The 17,132-nt window shown below is 57.2% G+C and carries 19 protein-coding genes; 9 read left to right on the plus strand and 10 right to left on the minus strand.

The features are described 5' to 3' along the window. Nucleotides 1–85 precede the first annotated feature (85 nt). Entirely contained in the window at nucleotides 86–2,503 is a 2,418-nt protein-coding gene (locus GG681_RS14795) for a TonB-dependent receptor (RefSeq protein WP_194287192.1), read from the plus strand. Nucleotides 2,504–2,587: 84 nt separating this feature from the next. Here GG681_RS14795 and GG681_RS14800 read toward each other — a convergent pair whose 3' ends face one another. The 3 genes from GG681_RS14800 to GG681_RS14810 form a co-directional block, all read right to left on the minus strand. Continuing rightward, the gene (locus tag GG681_RS14800) at nucleotides 2,588–3,499 is read right to left on the minus strand and encodes a LysR family transcriptional regulator (RefSeq protein ID WP_153548812.1); all 912 of its coding nucleotides are present in this window, start codon (nucleotides 3,497–3,499) and stop codon (nucleotides 2,588–2,590) included. A gap of 101 nt (nucleotides 3,500–3,600) precedes the next feature. Beyond that, nucleotides 3,601–4,413, minus strand: a complete 813-nt coding sequence (locus tag GG681_RS14805; RefSeq protein WP_235899996.1) for an alpha/beta hydrolase family esterase — start codon at nucleotides 4,411–4,413, stop codon at nucleotides 3,601–3,603. 150 nt (nucleotides 4,414–4,563) lie between these two features. Beyond that, on the minus strand, nucleotides 4,564–4,965 hold the full coding sequence (locus GG681_RS14810; RefSeq protein ID WP_153548813.1) for a cupin domain-containing protein: 402 nt from the start codon (nucleotides 4,963–4,965) through the stop codon (nucleotides 4,564–4,566). A gap of 615 nt (nucleotides 4,966–5,580) precedes the next feature. On the opposite strand from GG681_RS14810, the gene GG681_RS14815 reads away from it, so the two are divergent. The 3 genes from GG681_RS14815 (at nucleotide 5,581) to GG681_RS14825 (ending at nucleotide 7,582) form a co-directional block, all read left to right on the plus strand. Then, nucleotides 5,581–6,165, plus strand: coding sequence for a TetR/AcrR family transcriptional regulator (locus tag GG681_RS14815; RefSeq protein WP_194287193.1), 585 nt, complete (start codon nucleotides 5,581–5,583; stop codon nucleotides 6,163–6,165). A gap of 217 nt (nucleotides 6,166–6,382) precedes the next feature. Further along, a complete protein-coding gene (locus GG681_RS14820; RefSeq protein ID WP_153548815.1) occupies nucleotides 6,383–6,934 on the plus strand; it encodes a carboxymuconolactone decarboxylase family protein in 552 nt (183 codons plus the stop codon). Between the two features lie 102 nt (nucleotides 6,935–7,036). Further along, on the plus strand, nucleotides 7,037–7,582 hold the full coding sequence (locus tag GG681_RS14825; protein ID WP_153548816.1) for a thioredoxin family protein: 546 nt from the start codon (nucleotides 7,037–7,039) through the stop codon (nucleotides 7,580–7,582). Here the strand turns inward: GG681_RS14825 and GG681_RS14830 are convergent. From GG681_RS14830 to GG681_RS14855, 6 genes are all read right to left on the minus strand, one after another. Further along, nucleotides 7,579–8,160: a TetR/AcrR family transcriptional regulator gene (locus tag GG681_RS14830; RefSeq protein ID WP_328593409.1), complete on the minus strand. Its 582-nt coding sequence runs from the start codon at nucleotides 8,158–8,160 to the stop codon at nucleotides 7,579–7,581. The two genes, GG681_RS14825 and GG681_RS14830, sit on opposite strands and share 4 nt — an antisense overlap. A 138-nt stretch (nucleotides 8,161–8,298) precedes the next feature. After that, complete coding sequence (locus tag GG681_RS14835) at nucleotides 8,299–8,646, minus strand: siderophore-interacting protein (protein WP_153548818.1); 348 nt, start codon at nucleotides 8,644–8,646, stop codon at nucleotides 8,299–8,301. Continuing rightward, on the minus strand, nucleotides 8,625–8,873 hold the full coding sequence (locus GG681_RS14840; protein ID WP_153548819.1) for a hypothetical protein: 249 nt from the start codon (nucleotides 8,871–8,873) through the stop codon (nucleotides 8,625–8,627). Before GG681_RS14840 ends, GG681_RS14835 begins: the two co-directional genes overlap by 22 nt. A 56-nt stretch (nucleotides 8,874–8,929) precedes the next feature. Then, on the minus strand, nucleotides 8,930–9,244 hold the full coding sequence (locus GG681_RS14845) for a hypothetical protein (protein ID WP_153548820.1): 315 nt from the start codon (nucleotides 9,242–9,244) through the stop codon (nucleotides 8,930–8,932). Between the two features lie 6 nt (nucleotides 9,245–9,250). Further along, on the minus strand, nucleotides 9,251–9,586 hold the full coding sequence (locus GG681_RS14850) for a hypothetical protein (protein ID WP_153548821.1): 336 nt from the start codon (nucleotides 9,584–9,586) through the stop codon (nucleotides 9,251–9,253). A gap of 470 nt (nucleotides 9,587–10,056) precedes the next feature. Further along, a complete protein-coding gene (locus tag GG681_RS14855; protein WP_153548822.1) occupies nucleotides 10,057–11,502 on the minus strand; it encodes an aminotransferase class V-fold PLP-dependent enzyme in 1,446 nt (481 codons plus the stop codon). A 102-nt stretch (nucleotides 11,503–11,604) separates the two neighbouring features. On the opposite strand from GG681_RS14855, the gene GG681_RS14860 reads away from it, so the two are divergent. Further along, entirely contained in the window at nucleotides 11,605–12,075 is a 471-nt protein-coding gene (locus GG681_RS14860) for an Lrp/AsnC family transcriptional regulator (protein ID WP_328593412.1), read from the plus strand. Nucleotides 12,076–12,228: 153 nt separating this feature from the next. After that, a complete protein-coding gene (locus GG681_RS14865; RefSeq protein ID WP_153548823.1) occupies nucleotides 12,229–12,666 on the plus strand; it encodes a hypothetical protein in 438 nt (145 codons plus the stop codon). 26 nt (nucleotides 12,667–12,692) lie between these two features. On the opposite strand, the gene GG681_RS14870 is transcribed toward GG681_RS14865, so the two are convergent. After that, nucleotides 12,693–13,481 (minus strand): FadR/GntR family transcriptional regulator, encoded by a 789-nt coding sequence (locus GG681_RS14870; protein WP_153548824.1) that lies wholly within the window; start codon nucleotides 13,479–13,481, stop codon nucleotides 12,693–12,695. Between the two features lie 321 nt (nucleotides 13,482–13,802). Between GG681_RS14870 and GG681_RS14875 the strand changes: the two genes are divergently transcribed. The 3 genes from GG681_RS14875 (at nucleotide 13,803) to GG681_RS14880 (ending at nucleotide 17,130) form a co-directional block, all read left to right on the plus strand. Continuing rightward, nucleotides 13,803–14,855: a TRAP transporter substrate-binding protein gene (locus GG681_RS14875; RefSeq protein WP_153548825.1), complete on the plus strand. Its 1,053-nt coding sequence runs from the start codon at nucleotides 13,803–13,805 to the stop codon at nucleotides 14,853–14,855. Between the two features lie 105 nt (nucleotides 14,856–14,960). Further along, nucleotides 14,961–15,089, plus strand: a complete 129-nt coding sequence (locus GG681_RS18030) for a hypothetical protein (RefSeq protein ID WP_268969009.1) — start codon at nucleotides 14,961–14,963, stop codon at nucleotides 15,087–15,089. Next, nucleotides 15,064–17,130, plus strand: a complete 2,067-nt coding sequence (locus tag GG681_RS14880; protein ID WP_153548826.1) for a TRAP transporter large permease subunit — start codon at nucleotides 15,064–15,066, stop codon at nucleotides 17,128–17,130. Before GG681_RS18030 ends, GG681_RS14880 begins: the two co-directional genes overlap by 26 nt. Nucleotides 17,131–17,132 lie beyond the last annotated feature (2 nt).

Consider the following 17,132-nt stretch of genomic DNA (forward strand, 5'->3'; position numbering starts at 1 on the left):
CGTCTGTTCTTATAGGCAGCAGCCAAGGCACACTCACGCCACAGGCTCACCCAAAATCATTAGATTATTTTCCGGAGGAACAATGATGGGTGGGCCCGCATTGAATATTCGTCGTGGCCGCAGTGTCGGCAAAACCATGTTACTGGCGGCAACTGCGCTGACCGCTTGGGCAGCGCCTGCAACCGCTGATCCCTCTGCGGCGCTGGGCACCCAGATCATTGATGTATCCATTGAACCGCAGCCGCTGGCCGATGCGCTGACCCAGTTCGGACTGCAATCCGGCCTGCAGGTTTCAGCGGCCTCTTCGGTTGCCGCAGATCAGTATTCACCCGGCGTCTCCGGTCGTATGCCCGCCCGCGAAGCGCTGCGTCAGCTGATCTCTGGCGCCAGCGTGCCGTTTCAGTTCCTCGATGAAGACACCGCAGTGTTGAACCTGACCGACGACAGTTCTGGCCCGCTGCTGCTTGAAAAAATCATCGTCCGCGGCGAACTGTTGGAGCGCAACCTGCAAGACAGCCCCACCTCGGTTGTGATTTCATCGGGCGAGACCGTCGAAAAGCGCGGTGATCGCAATATCTATGACACCGTTGAACGCGCCGCCAATGTGATTCAAACCGGTGGTGAAGAACGGGTTGCCATTCGGGGCGTTGGCCAGTTTGGTGTGGGGCGTGGCTCCTCCAGCCCGCTGATCTCTACCCAAGTGGACGGTATTGCCCTGCCAGATCTGAGCGCCATTCAGCGCGGAAGCATCCCGGTTTGGGATGTGGAACAGGTGGAAATCCTGCGCGGGCCGCAATCCACCCAACAGGGGCGCAATGCGCTGGGCGGGGCGGTGATTGTGCGCACCCGCGACCCGATCTACGAAGATGAATACCGGGCCCGGCTCGGCTTCGGCAATCGCAACGCCTATGAAACCGCTGTTTCGATCAATAAGGTTCTAGTGCAGGATCGCGCCGCCTTCCGCTTCTCGGCACAGACCCTCAATGATGATGGCTGGGTCGATAACCCAACCCTGGGCCGGGATGATTTTGGCCGAAACGAAGTCGACAACTACCGCGCCAAACTGCGCCTGAACCCCACCGATGATCTGGAACTGGTGTTTTCCTATGCCAATCAGGATTCGCTCAACGGTGAAACCCGGATTGAAAACGCGCGTTTCCCAGCCGAGATTGTGAACACCTCCAACGAGGACACAGTAAATGAGCTGTCGTCCGAAACCATCGGTCTGCGCGCCAGCTATAGCTTTTCGCCCAATCTCAAGCTTGAGGCGGAAACCACCTATTACACTGATGATCTGAACGAGCTGATCGACAATGATCGCGCCGCTGCTGATATTGGCTTTACGCGTGGCAGCGGGGAGGCAGAAGTCTTTGAACAGGATCTGCGTCTGAAATTCGAAGGCAGCGGTTTTCGTGGTGTGGCCGGGGTGTTTTACAATGACACCGATTTTGAACGCCGCAGCCTGACCCGTATTCCAATTGGTGCGGTTCCGGGGCTGCCGTCGGGCCTGCCAGTACCACCAAGCCTGATTGTGGTTTCTGACGGCGGCACCCGCACCCAGTCGGAAAACTTTGCCATCTTTGGTGAGGTCGAAATGGATCTGCGCCACAATCTCGCGCTGACCCTTGGCGCGCGCTATGACCGCGAGAAGGTGACAGTGAACCCTGATACCAACATTTCAACCGATCCGGTGATCCCGCTGCCACCCGGCATTCTGCCCGCGCCCAGCAACACCACCTTTGAAGCAGAGTTTGATGCCTTCCTGCCCAAGATCGGTCTGACCTATGACTGGAGCGATGCGGTCTCAACCAGCCTGACCTATCAGCGCGGCTATCGTGCAGGTGGCGCGAGCCGGAATTTCTTTACCGGCACCAGCAGCGAGTTTGACCCCGAGTTCACCGACAATCTTGAACTGGCCTTCCGCGGCAGCTTCATGGATGGGCGTATTCTGACCAATGCCAACCTGTTTTACACCCGCTGGAAAGACCAGCAGGTTGAAACACAGCTTTCAAGCGCGCTGAACGACACCCAGATCGTCAACGCAGGCCGTTCTGAACTTTATGGCACCGAGATCTCGGTAGAATATGAAGCCACCCCCAGCCTGGTTCTTTTTGGCAATGTGGGCTACCTGCACGCCGAGTTCGAAGATTTCCCCTTCAACGGTGACAATCTGCGCGGCAACCGTCTGCCCAATGCGCCAGAAATCACTGCCGCGGTTGGCGCAGAATATGCCTTTGCCAATGGTGTCTCGCTTGGTGTGGATGCGACCTATACAGGCTCCAGCTTCACGGATGCGGAAAACACCCGCCAGACCGACAAGGCGCTTTTGGTGAATGCGCAGATCAACTATGAACGCGGCCCGATGAGCGCGGGCCTGTTTGTGCGCAACCTGCTGGAAGAGGACTACGCCACCACCCGCCTTCTGAACAACGGCACCTCAACCATTTTGGCCAAGGCAGGTGAACCACTGACAGTTGGGGCTTTCATTCAGTACTCATTTTAGGGTAGTGCAGTTACAAAATGCGTACCCACTAATACGCGCATTTTGAAGCAGGTGGTTGCAACGGGTGAAGCGTTGCAGCCGCCTTTATTTTTGCCGGTCCTGTGGGGCAAAGCGAAACACATCCGCCATCGCATGGGTGCGCTCATAGATGAAATCGCTGACCCGGCGAATGCGGCTGATCTGTTTGTAATCTTCTGGAAACAGCAACCAATAGGTGCGGCTAAAACCAATGTCATCGGGCAGCACCGCCACCAGATCCTGCCCCCGCGCCATAAAACAGGGCAAAACGCCAAGCCCCGCACCCTGCAACACCGCATCCATCTGCGCTTTGACCGTTGTTGCCTTATAGACCACCTTGGGCTCAGCCAGCAGCAGGTGGTTGAAATCAAGCTCTGATGTATACAGCAGCTCGTCGATATAGCCGACAAACGGATAATGGCTAAGCGCGTCGCGGCTGTCTGGCAGCCCCAGCCGATCAATCAGGGCAGGGCTCGCATAGAGGCGCAGATCATAATCAATCAGCTTGCGCATCACCAATCGGCCAGTTTCCGGCCGCTCAAGGCTGATCGCAATATCCACATCACGCCGCCACAGTTTGTGGCGCGATGGCACTGGCACCAGCTCGATCTCAAAACCGGGTTCCTGTAGCGGCAGCTGCGGCAGAAACTGCGACAGCACCGCATTGCCAAACCCATCCGGCGCGCCAATGCGCACGCGCCCGCTCATGGCGCTGTTGTGACGGTCCAGCGTGTCCGAAAGCATCCCCGCCGCGCCTTCCATATCCTGCGCGGTCTGCAAGATTGCCCGCCCCGCACCTGTCAGCACCAGCCCCGCATCGGTTGGTTCAAACAGATGACAGCCCGCGCGTTCCTCCATCTGGCGCAGGCGACGCGCCACCGTGGTGTGGCTCACCCCCATACGTTTGGCCGCATGGTTCATCCGCCCGGTGCGTTCCACTTCCAGAAATATTCGGATGTCGTCCCAATCCAGTTGCATGACATGCCTCCCCAACCTGTTCTAAAGCCAGGGCAGGGCGGCGCAAAGCCCGTTTTCACCGGGGATAGGGCACAGGATCAGGTTCCGGGTTAGCCTCGGGATCAAAGTTTGCCGCGTTCTTCCAGCAGGCTCCAGGCGGATTTCAGATACTCCATCTGAAACGAATGCCCACCTTCAAAGGCACAAAACGCCAGCACATCCGCCGCCTCATTGCTCTGAATATCACAGCTGAGCCCGCCAAGCTTGCGCGCCTCGGCCTGCGAAAACCCACCGTATTGGCCATACATTGCCAAAACATCCGGCACGCTGCCCTGATGGGTATCCAGCACCTTGCGCCCTTCCAGCGGCACGATCTTGTCAGATGTGCCATGCATATGGATCACACTGGTTGGCGGCGCATCACAATGGGTGGGTGCGGGCTGCCAGAACGTGCCTGCAATGGGCGCAAACCCCGCAAACTGGCTGCTGCGATGGCAGGCAAGGTTCCACACCATCATGGCCCCGGCCGAAAACCCGCTGGCCATCAACCGATTGGAATCAATCGGAAACCGCGCAGAGACATCCGCCAGTACCGCATCATAATAGGCCAGCTCATCCACCGTTGGATCTGTCTCGCTTGACGGGGCGCCGGGGATCGACCAGTCGTTCTTGGCTGATTTGGTGGCAATAATCGCCACCCCCAGCTCATTGGCCAATGCTGTAAAACGCGGGTTGTTCATCACCCCTTTGGCGGTGCCTTTATAGCCGTGGGAAAACACAATCGCGCCCAGTTTACCATCCGGCACATTATCCGGCAGGCGAATGCGGTAGCTGCGCTCACCGATCATACAATCACTGTCGCTGCCACAGGCGTGCGCGACGGTTGTACTCATCGCCCAGGTGGCGGCCGCAATCAGAGCAAAGCGTTGAAACATCAAAAGATCCTGTCAGAAAAATGCGCCCGAATGAGGGTGGGCAGGGAATGTCGGCTGGACACAGCGTAAACGCAGCTGCGGCGGCATCCCAAGCCGGAAAACCGCCGCAATGATCATAAACACGTGTGGTAGGCGCGGTGGAAACGCCGATTACTTGCTTGGAACAATATCAAACACAAAGAACAGCGCCTCACCGCCTTCGTTCTTCAGCCAGTGATCGGTGTCGTGGTCTTCCAGCACCGCTTCGCCTGCTTTGATGATGCGGCCAACCTTGTCATCGGCGCCCTGAAATTCACGCACGCCATCGCCTTTGGCCACATAAAATGCGCCGGGACGGGTGTCATGGGTGTGGAATTTCACAATGCCACCGGTCTCAACCACAACCGAGCGGATCTGAACCTTATAGCCTTCCATCGCAGGGATCTGGGTGCCAAGCTCCAAAGCGGCCTTGCCAAAAACCGAAACACCTTTGTGCTCGGATGGGGGTTCATGGGCAACAGCAGCGGTGGCCAGCGTGGCCAGAAGTGCGGCGGTTTTCAAAATCGTTTTCATGGCGCGTCTCCAATGTCAAAACAGGGGCTCAGATCGGTCAGCTGAGCGTGGCTGCAGATTAGGAGGCACGTCAAAACGGCGCAAAATCGATTTGTTCAGGGGGTGGATGAGAATTTCTCACCCTCGGATATCTTTGAAAAACCGGCTGAATGCTTATGCGCCAATCGCAGGTCATTCGTGCCTGTCTCGGGGGTGTTGCCTAACCACCGTACGCCCCGGTTGTAGCTTGTTAAAACGCCTGTGTGATTCTGTGCTGGATCGATCACCGATCCGGCCTAGCACACCGGATCACGCGGAATTGGCCCCCGGCCTTACACCCCGGGGAGAGAAGAGACGTCTGTTCTGTGGGTTTCCCACCCGCATCCGATTTGGCGGCGCCGCCACCTTATCAACGACGCAAACAGCCCCAAATAAGCGGGGCAGACATAGATCACCCCCACCCACCGCGCAGCGCTGCCTGCGGCGGCGGCAACGGGCTGCGCTCACCTCTGCGTGTTGATACGCATCTGATATGGACGCCGCGCGTTTGCAGATGCAAAGTGCCCGAATCCAGTGCTGCCCCAGGCGGGGCAGTCATCAGTCTTTCATTGCAATCCGGATGGGATGTGCCGCGCCATGGCCCGCAGCAGAGTTTTTGACGAAGAAACCGCCGTTGATCGCGCCATGCAACTGTTCTGGCGCAACGGCTATGAGGCCACCTCCATCACCGATCTCACCACTGCGATGGGCATCAACAAAGGCAGCCTTTATCATTCCTTTGGCAGCAAGCATGACCTCTTTATGCGGGTGCTTTTGCGCTACAGTATCGAATGTATGCGCGCGACGCTGCAACGTGTGGGGCAAAACCCCGATCCTATTGCCGCGATTGATGATCTTTTTGCGCAGATGATCCGCCAAAGTCTTGCTGACACCGATCGCAAGGGCTGTTTTCTGGTCAATACAGCGCTTGATCTGCAACTCCACAGCGCTGAGGTGCAGGATATGACCCGCCGGGGGCTTGCGGAATATGAAGGTTTCTTTGCTGAAAAACTCACTGCCGCCAAATCCCAGGGCCGTCTGAGTGACACCTTTGACGTGGACGAGGCCGCAAGCGCGCTCATGGCGTTGGAAACTGGCCTGCAGGTGATGGCGCGCGGCATGTATAGCGAAAAAAAACTGCAGGCGATCCGCCATCAGGCACAGCGGCTGGTTCGGGATTAAGGTCCTAATATTTAATAATAAATAGTGTATTTATTTGCCGGGGGTATCTCCCTTTTATGGGCGTTTGATATTGTTTTTGACCGATCGTTATAATTTCTTCGACGCCAATGTTGACTGATCGGTTCATCATACCTATCTGCATTTTTGACCGATCGGTACAAATGAGAACTGCACCCAGGTCACCCATATTTTTGACCTCACCAGATGGACCCACACCATGTCTGTATTTGAACTGCACACGATTGAATCTGCCCCCGAAGCCTCGAAACAGATGCTGACGGATTCCGAAAAGGCCTACGGTTTCCTGCCCAACCTCTATCGCAATATGTCCGAAGCTCCGGCGCTGCTCGAAGGCTATCTGACCCTGTCGAAAATCTTCAACACCACCAGCTTCACCGAGACCGAGCGCCAGATCGTGCTGATGACCAACAACCGGCTTAACGGCTGCACCTATTGCATGGCGGCGCACACAACCCTTTCGCAGATGGGCGGCGTGGCCGATGATGTGATCGAAGCTCTGCGCGCAGGCACCCCAATTGCGGATGCCCGTCTGGAAGCGCTGCGTCAGTTTTCCATCGTGATCAATGAAACCCGCGGCTATCCAACGGATGCGCAGATCTCGGCCTTCCTTGAAGCGGGCTTTACCAAGCAGAACCTGTTGGAAATCCTCGTCGGCACCAGCCTGAAAGTGCTGTCAAACTACACCAACCATCTGGCGCACACGCCGCTGGATGCGGCCTTTGAACCAAACGTCTGGAACAAAGACTGATCCCAGCCGGGATATGGTACACTCTGGATCTTCGTACTTTGGTGCGAAGATCCACCTTCCGGGCAGGGGGCACTGCCCGTTTTGACACAGGAGGATCCTGTCATGTTGTTGCAAACACCCCCCGGTGAAATCGGCTGGCAAGCGGCGGATTTCACGCTGCCCGATCCCGATGGCAGCCGCTACCGTCTGGCGGATATGCTGGGCAAATCGCCCTTGCTCATCGCCTTTATCTGCAACCATTGCCCCTATGTGCAGGCGATTGCGGCGCGGCTGGCCGAAGACGCAGATACCCTGCGCGGCGAGGGCATCAAAGTGCTTGCCGTGATGTCGAATGACTACCACAGCGTGCCCGCCGACAGCCCCGAGAATATGAAACGCTTTGCTGATTTCTACGGCTTTGGCTTTCCCTATCTGGTCGACGAAGATCAAAGCGTTGCGCGCAACTATGGCGCGGTCTGCACCCCGGATTTCTTTGGCTTTAACGCTGAGGGCCATCTGCACTATCGCGGCCGTCTGGATGATGCGGGCCGCATGGGTGCGGGGCAGCGCAATCGTGAATTGGTCGATGCCATGCGCCAGATTGCCAAAACCGGCACAGGCCCGGCAGCGCAATACCCCAGCATCGGATGTTCGATCAAATGGCGCTAATGCGGCTCTAGCCCGTCCCAACGTGGGAAATCATAGATCAACAGCAGCAGTTTTTTGGCAAGCTGGAACATGTGGTCGCGGTTGGGGGACTGCTCCAGATAGGCCATGGTGTACAGGCAGCGCACCGTGATCTCATTTTGCATCACCATCACCTCGGGTGCCATATCCGGCGGTGGTGGGGTGCCAAAACGCTGCTGCAGCGCATTGACCCGCACCAACACCTCGCGCAGATGCTTTTCTTCCAGCTCTACCAGCTCGGGCGTGGTGCCCATCGCCAGCCGCAGCTTCCAGTTCTGCAACGAATTGAGCCCCGGCTGGGTGAGCGCGGTCAAAAACGCCTCAACGCAATCTTGCTGGGTGGCATCCTCAGACAGGTTTTCCTGCACGCTGTCCAAGGTTTCCAGCGTCTGCTCCAGCCACAGCCGAAACAGCTCATAGAAAATCGCTTCCTTGTTGGGAAAAAACCGATAAAGCGAGCCAATGCTGATCACGGCCCGCTCTGCGATGTGGATTGTGGTGATCTGATGCGCCGGGCCCGCTGCCAACATGGCGCGCGTCACCTCAAGGATTTTTTCCACCTTTAACCGAGAGCGCTGCTGTTGCGCCTGGGGCGGGGGGACAGCTGGGGCTTTTTCATCTGAGAACGCTCTGGCATGTAAAATTCATGTTTCCCTCAGGGGTTTCTATCCCTAAGGGCGATGTTTTATAATGCTAATTCAGCCGGTTGTGGCAGATCTATGCCAATATGCGGTGAGGGTGCTGTGACCTTTTTCGCGCCCGTTAAGATGTGCGCGCAGGGTGCGGATCTGCTCGTTTTCCGTCGCGGCCCAGATATAGGTGCCGGGGGTTGCGTCAAACAGCGCCGCTGCCTGTGCAACAAATTCATCGCCAATCCAGCTGAATGCGACCCCTTCGGGCAGATCAAACGGGTAGTCGCGCGCGCCGGTTGTGCTGTGGGCGAGCACCTGAACCCGCGCCCCGTCAGGCAGCGCCTTGAGCATCCGCATCATTGCCGGATAGGCGGTTTCATCCCCACATAGGATCAGCTCTTGCTGCTGCAACACAGTTTCGCCACCGGGGCCAAGAATTGCCAGCGCACCACCGGTTCCGCATCACCCAGCAGCTGTTCGCCCCAGGGGAAAACGCCATGTTCGTGGCCGCCGTACCAATAGCGCAGCGCAATGGGCACAACCCCCAGCGACAGCAGGAAATCATGGCCCACAAACGACAGCGAGACTACCCGTTTTGGGGTGCCCTCGATCAAGGTGGTGCCAAAGCTGTGGTGTAGCACACGTGGCTCCGCCCAGGCGGGCGGAACCAGTTAGACTGCTAAAATCAACAGTGTAATCAGATATATGGAGCCGATCCCCATTGGCGGGTGTTAGAAACGACGTCGCGCGGTAAAGGTGACTTCGCGGCCCGCGCCATAGACACATGTGCCAGAGGCCGCGTCCAGCGTGCCGGATGGGTCAAAGGCGCCCAGCGACAGGAAGGATGGGCCGCAATAGCCGAGGTATTCCTTGTCGGCGAGGTTGCGCGCGGCCAGCTGTCACCAATTTCTGCATGGCCGCTGGCATAGATGCCAAGCTGTACAATATCGGTTTCACGACGGTTGGGCAGATGGCCGGGCACCGCACCGGTCAAAAGGGCGTTTGCTGACACCGTTGATCAGACCACCGGGCTGGTTTGCGCCATAAAGATCCGGGGTGGGGCCACGGTTTCTTTGAGGGTGCGCGCGCCCTGGGCTTCAAAGAACTCGCGCGGCACAACGCTCAGCGCGCGGGGCAGCAGCTGCGGATCAACCGGCACGCGCGAGCCTGCGGTATTGGCGGCCTCAGTTGTGGTGACATTGGCGTCCCCGTCGTTGAGCGCACGCACCATGATGGTGGCAAGCGAGATCACGTTCTCTTCGGGTATGTATTCCTGCGCATTGGCAGAGGTGGAAGAGAGGGCGGTGGATGCCATCAGCGCGGCTGACAGGGAAAAGGCATGAATGCGTGTCAAATTGGCCTCCTGAACGAAGCATGACAAACGGCGACGTGACCCGCATGGGTGGACGCGCGATTTACAGATAAAGATCGGATGAGAGGGCTTGGCCAATGGCCTGGCTGATGTGCGATGGCACAAATTTCCAATAATCTGAATAATTATTCATGTTAGTGCGACCGTGAGCAGAGCGTGAGGCGTAAAAATATCCGCCCTTTGGCCGGGAGTGGCAGTGATTTATCGTTTCAATGGAAGGGCTAAGGGGGTGGGGTGGCGGTGGTAGCGGCTAAATGCGGGCGAGTGCTGCGCAGATTCTGGCGAAGGCAGGGTTTTGCGGCGGTTGTGGCGCGTCTCGGGGCGGCGGAGGGAAGCGTATGTACCGCCGACGCGCGCTGAAACAGGCGGCGCAAAGGCGTGGGATAGGACACAAGGGGCAGGTCATCGTTACAGGGATGACCTGCCCGATCATGTCTTGATTGCTCGGTAAGTCAGGCAGCTTTGGGGGCAAAGCGGGCCGTGGTGCTGTCGGCCTTGTAGTGGGTTGCGTGCAGCTCTGCCTGATGGGCGATGCCTTCGACGCTTTGGAGGATATAGTCGATTTTTTCATCGCTCATCAGCGCCGAAAGATTGAGCCGCACCCAGCCGGGTTTTTCCAATTCCTGCCCGGCTTCAAGTGCCGCAAACAGCGCCTCGGACTGGGGTCTTTCAATGCCCAAAAGACGATGCGCATAGGGGCCCGCACAGGCACAGCCGCCACGGGCCTGAATGCCATAAAAATCGCTGAGCATGCGGGTGAACAGCTGGTGATGCACATAGTCGCCATCGTTGGCCCGGATGCGGAAGGCAAAGATCGGCAGCGACGGCGCCTCTGGATTGCCAAGGAGTTCAATTGCGGGATGCGCCTGCCAACGTTTGAGCGCGCGTTGGCGTAGGTTTTGCTGCCGTGTGTCCAGCCAGTTCTGCCCCAGCGCGGATTTCACCATCAGCACAAGGGCTGCGCGAATGTCACCCACCACATTGGGGGTGCCCGCCTCTTCGCGGGTCGAAAGGCTTGCACTGTATTTATGCCGCCAGGGCGACACAAAGCTGACAGTGCCGCCGCCGGGCAGGCTGGGGGTTTGGCGCTGGGCGATGTCTGTGCGCAGCACCATCACACCAGAGGCACCGGGGCCGCCGGGGAATTTATGGGCGGAAAACACAATGGCGTCTTTGGCGCAGTCACTGCCTGATTGCATGTTCATCTCAACATAGGGACCACCGCCGGCAAAATCCCAGATCGCCAGCGCACCGGCCTGTTTCAACACGCGGGTGACTGCATCACTATCGGTCAGAATGCCGGTGACATTGGAGGCGGCCGAAAAGCTGCCCACCAGCAGATCCGCGCTTTTTGCGGCCTCAAGCTGGGTTTTAAGGTCGTCCATATCGGGGCCACCCTTGGGGCATTCGCGAATTTCCACCACCTGCGCGCCGCTCTCACGCCAGGGCAGAATGTTGGAGTGATGTTCATAAGGGCCGATGAGCACCACCACCTGTTCACCGCGTGCGCGCCGCGCCGGGATATCCAAGAGCGCAACCAGCCGGTTCAGCCCGGCGGTGGCCCCGGAGCCGGTGAACACCACATCACAACCCGCATCTGCGCCAACCAGATCGCCAATACGGCTGCGGGCCTCTTCGCGCATGCGGGTCATGGTTGCGCCGCAAAAAGACGCCTCGGTGTGGCTGTTGGCGTAATAGGGCAGCACGTCGTTGCGGATGAAATCTTCGATCTGCGTCAGGGCGCGGCCCGAGGCGACATAATCGGCATAGACCAGCGGTTTCTCCCCAAACGGGGTTTCAATCATGACCCCATCGCCAATGACGCCCGCACGCAGGGCCTGCAGCAGATCAGGACGGTCAAGCGTGGCCTGAAAACGGGTGAGGGCGGTCTGGGTCATTGCTATCTCCTAAGGTGTTGAGGGAATTCTGACACCTAAGGGGTGTGATTTCATTACTCTTTGACGCATGATACATCCCATCTGCGTGTCATATGATCGGAAATTGCAGTGAAGATAGATCAAATAGATTGTCACCTGCTGGAAGCGCTGCAACAGGATGCCAGCCTGTCGCAGCGGGCATTGGCGGATAAGGTGGGGCTGTCGCAAAACGCCTGCTGGCGCAGATTGCGGGCGCTGGAAGAGGCTGGGGTGATCGAGGGGCGCACCGTGGTGCTGGATCGGGCGCAGCTGGGCGCGGATCTGGTGGTGTTTGTGATGGTGAAAACGCGGCATCATTCGGCCCAGTGGCTGACCGCGTTCCGCCGCCATGTGCGTACCATTCCCAATGTGATCGATTTTTTCCGTATTGGGGGCGAGTATGATTACATGCTGAAGATCGTGGCGCGCGATATGGCGGACTATGACCGCTGCTACAAATTGCTGATCGATGGGGTTGAGCTGGAGACGGTGACCTCATTCTTTGCAATGGAAGCGATTGAGGAACAGCGCCCGATCCCGCTCTCCCCTGTGTAGTCTTAGTCCCCAGTGTGCGCCTAGCAGTGGGGCGGAACGTCGTTATTTGTAAGAGTGTCTTGAAATTGTCGCAAAACTTTTACACGTTGGAACCTACAAGGTCGCAGCCGCCACCCACTCTCTGCAGACATAAATACCTTGGAAAATACTGGGATGGTTCGATTTCAAAAAACTACAGCGATCCGCTTTGAAAATCTGAGCGAGGATGAACAGCTGCTGGTGTCGATTTATCGCGACTGGCGGCGGTTTGGCACAACAGTAGAGCAATCAGAGTATAATCTCAGCCAGTTGCTGCGCGACGATCCGATCGCCGTGGCGCTGCCGGTGCTATTTGCTTTTTTCAAAGCAAGCGTGCCGCCTTGTTGTGATGAAGACTATGATGCGATGTGGCTGTGTGTCTCGGAAGAGCGGCTGTTGCTGTTGCTGGCGGGCGATGATCTGGCGCGTAAAAACTATATGGCGCAACGGTGCCGCGCGACCTTGCAGGCGGTGCCTTTACATCTGCGTACCCCGGATCAGATCCGCCCCAAGCGCCGTTTGGTGCGGTTTGGATTTATGACCGGTTTCGGCGCGACTGCGGATTTCGCCTGATCTTAACTGTTGGTTGCGCGGCGCGATTAGCGCAGGTCAAAAGTGCGCCGTTTGGCGGCGAGCCGTTCCCGCTGCTCTTGCGCCTGACCTTTGCGGAAACATTGCTCCACATAGTCCAGATGGAACAGTGCGGCCTGTTCCGCCTCTTCTGAATTGCCTCTGAAAATGGCGTCTGCGATGCTTTCGTGCTGGCTGAGCAGGGCGCGGCCGGTGCCATCGAGGGTGCGCAGGAACTTGCGATTATAAAACAGCCCCTGTTTGGTCAGATCGTAGATCGAGGCCATCATATGAATCAGGGTGGTGTTCTGGCTGGCATCAACAATGGCGGCGTGGAAATTGATGTCGGCGGCCTGCGAGGCCTCAAAATCATCTGCTTCCCAGGCGGTTTGCATCCGGGCCAGAATATCACGCAGCCGGTCGCGATCGGATTGGGTGGCGCGTTCTGCCGCGAGGCGGGCAGCAAAGGTTTCCTGGGCGCGGCGATATTCGAGATAATCATAAAACGCGCGGTTGTGACGGGAATAAAGCGCCAGCAGGGCAGGCGACATGGCGCGGCCGATCAGGGGCGCAATAAAGGTGCCTTCGCCCCGGCGCACGGTGACCAGATCGCGGTCTTCGAGCATCTGCAACGCTTCGCGCAGCTTGGGGCGCGAGACGTTCATTGTTTCGGCGAGCTCCCGTTCGGAGGGCAGTTTCATCCCCTCTTTGAGGATGCCATCAATGATCATGGTTTCGATCTGTTCCACCACCGCATTGGGAATCGATTCGTTGAAAACGGGCTCAAATGGGCTGGTCAATTCACTGGTGTGGTCCATCAGACGGCTTCTTTTTGGTTCAAGACAGGCTTTGCATACCATAATCACGTGGTGGTGTAGGGCAAGGGCTGTATACCCAGAAATACCGATTTGCGGGTTTCACCTAAGCGATTGAAACCTAACGGTTCGGAAAAATTTCCCGCACTTTTCTGTATGCAATGGCATCCCGAAATGGCCGTTTTCACCTCCCGATTGGCGGCGTCTGAAAAATTAATGATTGACCATCGTAATTGGTAAATAATAATTACCAGTACTTAGGTAAAGAATATTTACCACTGGCATGGGCTTCAAAACCTGCGCTGAACTTCTGGAGGAGACATCATGAAAAAGACGCTGGCCTCTGTTGCCATTGCAACAACCGTACTTGCGGCACCTGCCGTGGAAGCTGCTGACAAACTGCTGCTGAAAACCCCGATTGCGTTCTCGACTGCGCTGCCGGGTCTGGGCTCGCCGATCCCGCGCGTGGCCGAGCAGCTGACCACATTGTCGGGCGGCACGCTGAAGATGAAAGTGTACGAGCCGGGCAAGCTGGTGCCCCCGTTTGAGATCCTGGATGCGGTATCCTCCGGTAAGATCAACTCGGGCTACACCACCGCTGGCTATTGGGCGGGTAAAATCCCGGCTGCGCCGCTGTTCTCCGCGGTTCCGTTTGGCCCGGAAGCGGGTGAATACATGGCGTGGCTGTATTACGGCAACGGCATGGATCTGTACCAGAACATGTATGATCAGGCGGGCTACAACGTCAAAGTTCTGCCCTGTGCCATCATCGCGCCGGAAACCTCTGGCTGGTTTGCAGAAGAAATCAACGCCCCCGAAGATCTTGATGGTCTGAAAATGCGCTTCTTTGGCCTGGGTGGCAAAGTGATGCAGAAACTGGGCGTTGCAACCTCGCTGCTGCCGGGTGGTGAAATCTTCCCGGCGCTGGAAAAAGGTGCGATCGACGCAACCGAGTTCTCCATGCCTGCGATTGATGCGCGTCTTGGCTTCCACAAGCTGGTAAAATTCAACTACTTCCCCGGCTGGCACCAGCAGGCGACCGTGTTTGAACTGCTTGTGAACAAAGACGTCTGGAACGAAGCTTCTGATCAGCACAAAGCGATCATCGAAACCACCTGTAAGGCGTCGATGGCGGACAGCTTTGCCGAAGGCGAAGCGATCCAGCACGCGGCTTTGATCGACAACGTTGAAAACAACGGTGTTGAGATCAAACAGTGGAACGAAGACATGCTGAACACCTTCCGCACCACCTGGGAAGAAGTTGCAGCAGAAGAAGCGGCAAATGACGCTTATTTTGCTGAAGTTCTGGCTGATCTGACCGCGTTCCGCGACGGCTACGCGATCTGGAAAGAAAACGCGTTCCTGCCGCGCAAGTAAGCGGCAACGAACACAGCTCTTTGAGGGGGGAGCGGGTTTGCTTCCCCCTTTTGCAATTCCTTGAATTCCACTCGAATTGACCGCGGACCGTGGCCTGCGCAGGAGATGATGCGCCCCACCACCGGCCTGAAGCTTGCACCAAAAGATGCAACGCACATGCGCCGCACCACCGGCAAGATCATCGGGCAGACCACCGACGGAGGAACCAATGACCACACCACAACAGCAAAATGATGACATCGTAGATGTCTATGAGCAGATCCAGGAACATGAAGATCGGGATCGACAGCCCATAGCCCTTGCACTTGACGGCTTTGTCAAAGGCGTTGGCAAAGTGGTTATGTGGGCAAACCTTCTGCTGGTTCTCGCTATCGTGAGCCAGGTGGCGATGCGCTATCTGTTTAATGAAAACTATCCCAAGCTCGACGAGCTGCAGTGGCATTTCTATGGTCTGGTGACCATGATTGGCGTGTCCTTTGCGCTGGTTACTGACAGCCATGTGCGGGTGGATCTTTTGCATATGCAGCTGAACCGCCGCAGTCAGCGAGTGATTGAAATCATTGGTATTCTGGCGCTGCTGGTTCCGTTCATCTATCTGATGGTGGATCAGGGCTATGACTATTTCTATGAAAGCTGGCGGGTGAATGAACGTTCCGACAGCCCCACCGGCCTGCCTGCACGTTGGGCGCTGAAAGCGGTTATTCCGTTCTCCTTTGTCTTGCTGGGTCTGGCTGCGCTGGCCCGATTGATCCATGACCTGCATGCATTGTTTTCCAATGCCGAAGGGGAGCGCGTGGGCAAGAACCTGCGGGTGGTGTTCTGGGCGCTGTTTGCCTTTGCGCTGGTGGCAACCGCGCTGACCTTCCTGGTGGAAACCACCGAGGAGAAGCTGGTTATTGCCATGTTCCTGTCGTTTATCGCGCTGCTGTTCACCGGCTTTCCGGTGGCCTGGACGCTGGCGGGGATCGGGGTTCTGTACTGCGGGCTTGCCTATCTTTTTGACAATGACCTGATGCTGTGGACCGGGCTGGAAAGCACCTTTACCGGGCTTGATTATCTGACGCTGGGCGCGGTGGTGAACCGGGTTTATGCCACCATGTCGAATGCGGTTCTGGTGGCGCTGCCGATGTTTATCTTTATGGGTCTGATGCTGGATGAATCCGGTGTGGCCGAACGTCTGATGACATCGATGCAGCGTCTGTTTGGCACCGTGCGCGGTGGCCTTGCGATCACAGTGACGCTGATTGGGATTATCCTTGCGGCCTCGACCGGGATTATTGGCGCGTCTGTTGTGTTGCTGGGTGTGCTGTCGCTGCCCACCATGATGGAGCAGAAATACAACCCTTCGCTGGCCGCGGGTGTGGTCTCTGCTTCGGGCACGCTGGGTATTTTGATCCCGCCGTCGATCATGCTGGTGATCATGGCGGATCAAATGGCGCTGTCGGTTGGTGATCTGTTTATGGCGGCTGTCTTCCCCGGTGTTCTGATCGGGGGCCTGTATCTGACCTATATCTTTGTGATGGCGCAGGTCAAAAAGGATCTGGCCCCGCTGCCAGAAGGGGCAAAAGCGCCGGATTGGGCTGCGGTCAAAGACGTGCTGATTGCGGTTTTGCCAACGCTTGCGCTGATCCTGGCGGTGCTGGGTTCGATCTTTGCCGGTCTGACCACCCCTACCGAGGCCTCTGGCGTGGGCGCATTGGGGGCAACCCTGCTGGCGCTTGGCTATCGTAAGCTGAGTTTCTCCAAACTGGTGAACGTGCTGAAATCCACCTTTAACACCACGGCCTATATCTTTGCGATCTTCCTGGGTGCGACGGTGTTTTCCTATGTTCTGCGTGAACTGGGTGGGGATGAGCTGATCGAACACATGATCCAGAGCACCGGCCTTGGCCCCAATGGTACCGTGATTGCCATCCTGCTGTTGGTGTTCCTGCTGGGCTTTGTGCTCGATTGGATCGAAATCACCCTGATCGTGCTGCCGCTGATGCGTCCGATCATCAATGGTCTGGGTCTGGATATTCCTGGCTTTGAAGCCATCGATGAGCCGTCGCTGCTGTGGTTTGTCATCCTTGTTGCCGTAACGTTGCAGACGAGCTTCTTGACGCCGCCGGTTGGATTTGCGCTGTTCTATCTCAAAGGTGTGTGCCCGCCGGAAATCAAGCTGATGGATATCTACAAAGGTATCATCCCGTTTGTGCTCCTGCAGCTGACCGGTCTTGCCATGGTGTTCCTGTGGCCCGCGTTGGCGACCTGGCTGCCATCTGTTGCTTATTAAGC

Source organism: Tritonibacter aquimaris (assembly GCF_009617595.1).
GTDB lineage: Bacteria > Pseudomonadota > Alphaproteobacteria > Rhodobacterales > Rhodobacteraceae > Epibacterium > Epibacterium aquimaris.

Coding starts and splice junctions, on each gene's coding strand:
- GG681_RS14875 (WP_153548825.1), top strand. CDS start 13,803: ATGAAAAAGACGCTGGCCTCTGTTGCCATTGCAACAACCGTACTTGCG.
- GG681_RS14810 (WP_153548813.1), bottom strand. CDS start 4,965: ATGAAAACGATTTTGAAAACCGCCGCACTTCTGGCCACGCTGGCCACC.
- GG681_RS14795 (WP_194287192.1), top strand. CDS start 86: ATGGGTGGGCCCGCATTGAATATTCGTCGTGGCCGCAGTGTCGGCAAA.
- GG681_RS14880 (WP_153548826.1), top strand. CDS start 15,064: ATGACCACACCACAACAGCAAAATGATGACATCGTAGATGTCTATGAG.
- GG681_RS18030 (WP_268969009.1), top strand. CDS start 14,961: ATGATGCGCCCCACCACCGGCCTGAAGCTTGCACCAAAAGATGCAACG.
- GG681_RS14820 (WP_153548815.1), top strand. CDS start 6,383: ATGTCTGTATTTGAACTGCACACGATTGAATCTGCCCCCGAAGCCTCG.
- GG681_RS14805 (WP_235899996.1), bottom strand. CDS start 4,413: ATGTTTCAACGCTTTGCTCTGATTGCGGCCGCCACCTGGGCGATGAGT.
- GG681_RS14870 (WP_153548824.1), bottom strand. CDS start 13,481: ATGGACCACACCAGTGAATTGACCAGCCCATTTGAGCCCGTTTTCAAC.
- GG681_RS14815 (WP_194287193.1), top strand. CDS start 5,581: ATGGCCCGCAGCAGAGTTTTTGACGAAGAAACCGCCGTTGATCGCGCC.
- GG681_RS14800 (WP_153548812.1), bottom strand. CDS start 3,499: ATGCAACTGGATTGGGACGACATCCGAATATTTCTGGAAGTGGAACGC.
- GG681_RS14855 (WP_153548822.1), bottom strand. CDS start 11,502: ATGACCCAGACCGCCCTCACCCGTTTTCAGGCCACGCTTGACCGTCCT.
- GG681_RS14865 (WP_153548823.1), top strand. CDS start 12,229: ATGGTTCGATTTCAAAAAACTACAGCGATCCGCTTTGAAAATCTGAGC.
- GG681_RS14825 (WP_153548816.1), top strand. CDS start 7,037: ATGTTGTTGCAAACACCCCCCGGTGAAATCGGCTGGCAAGCGGCGGAT.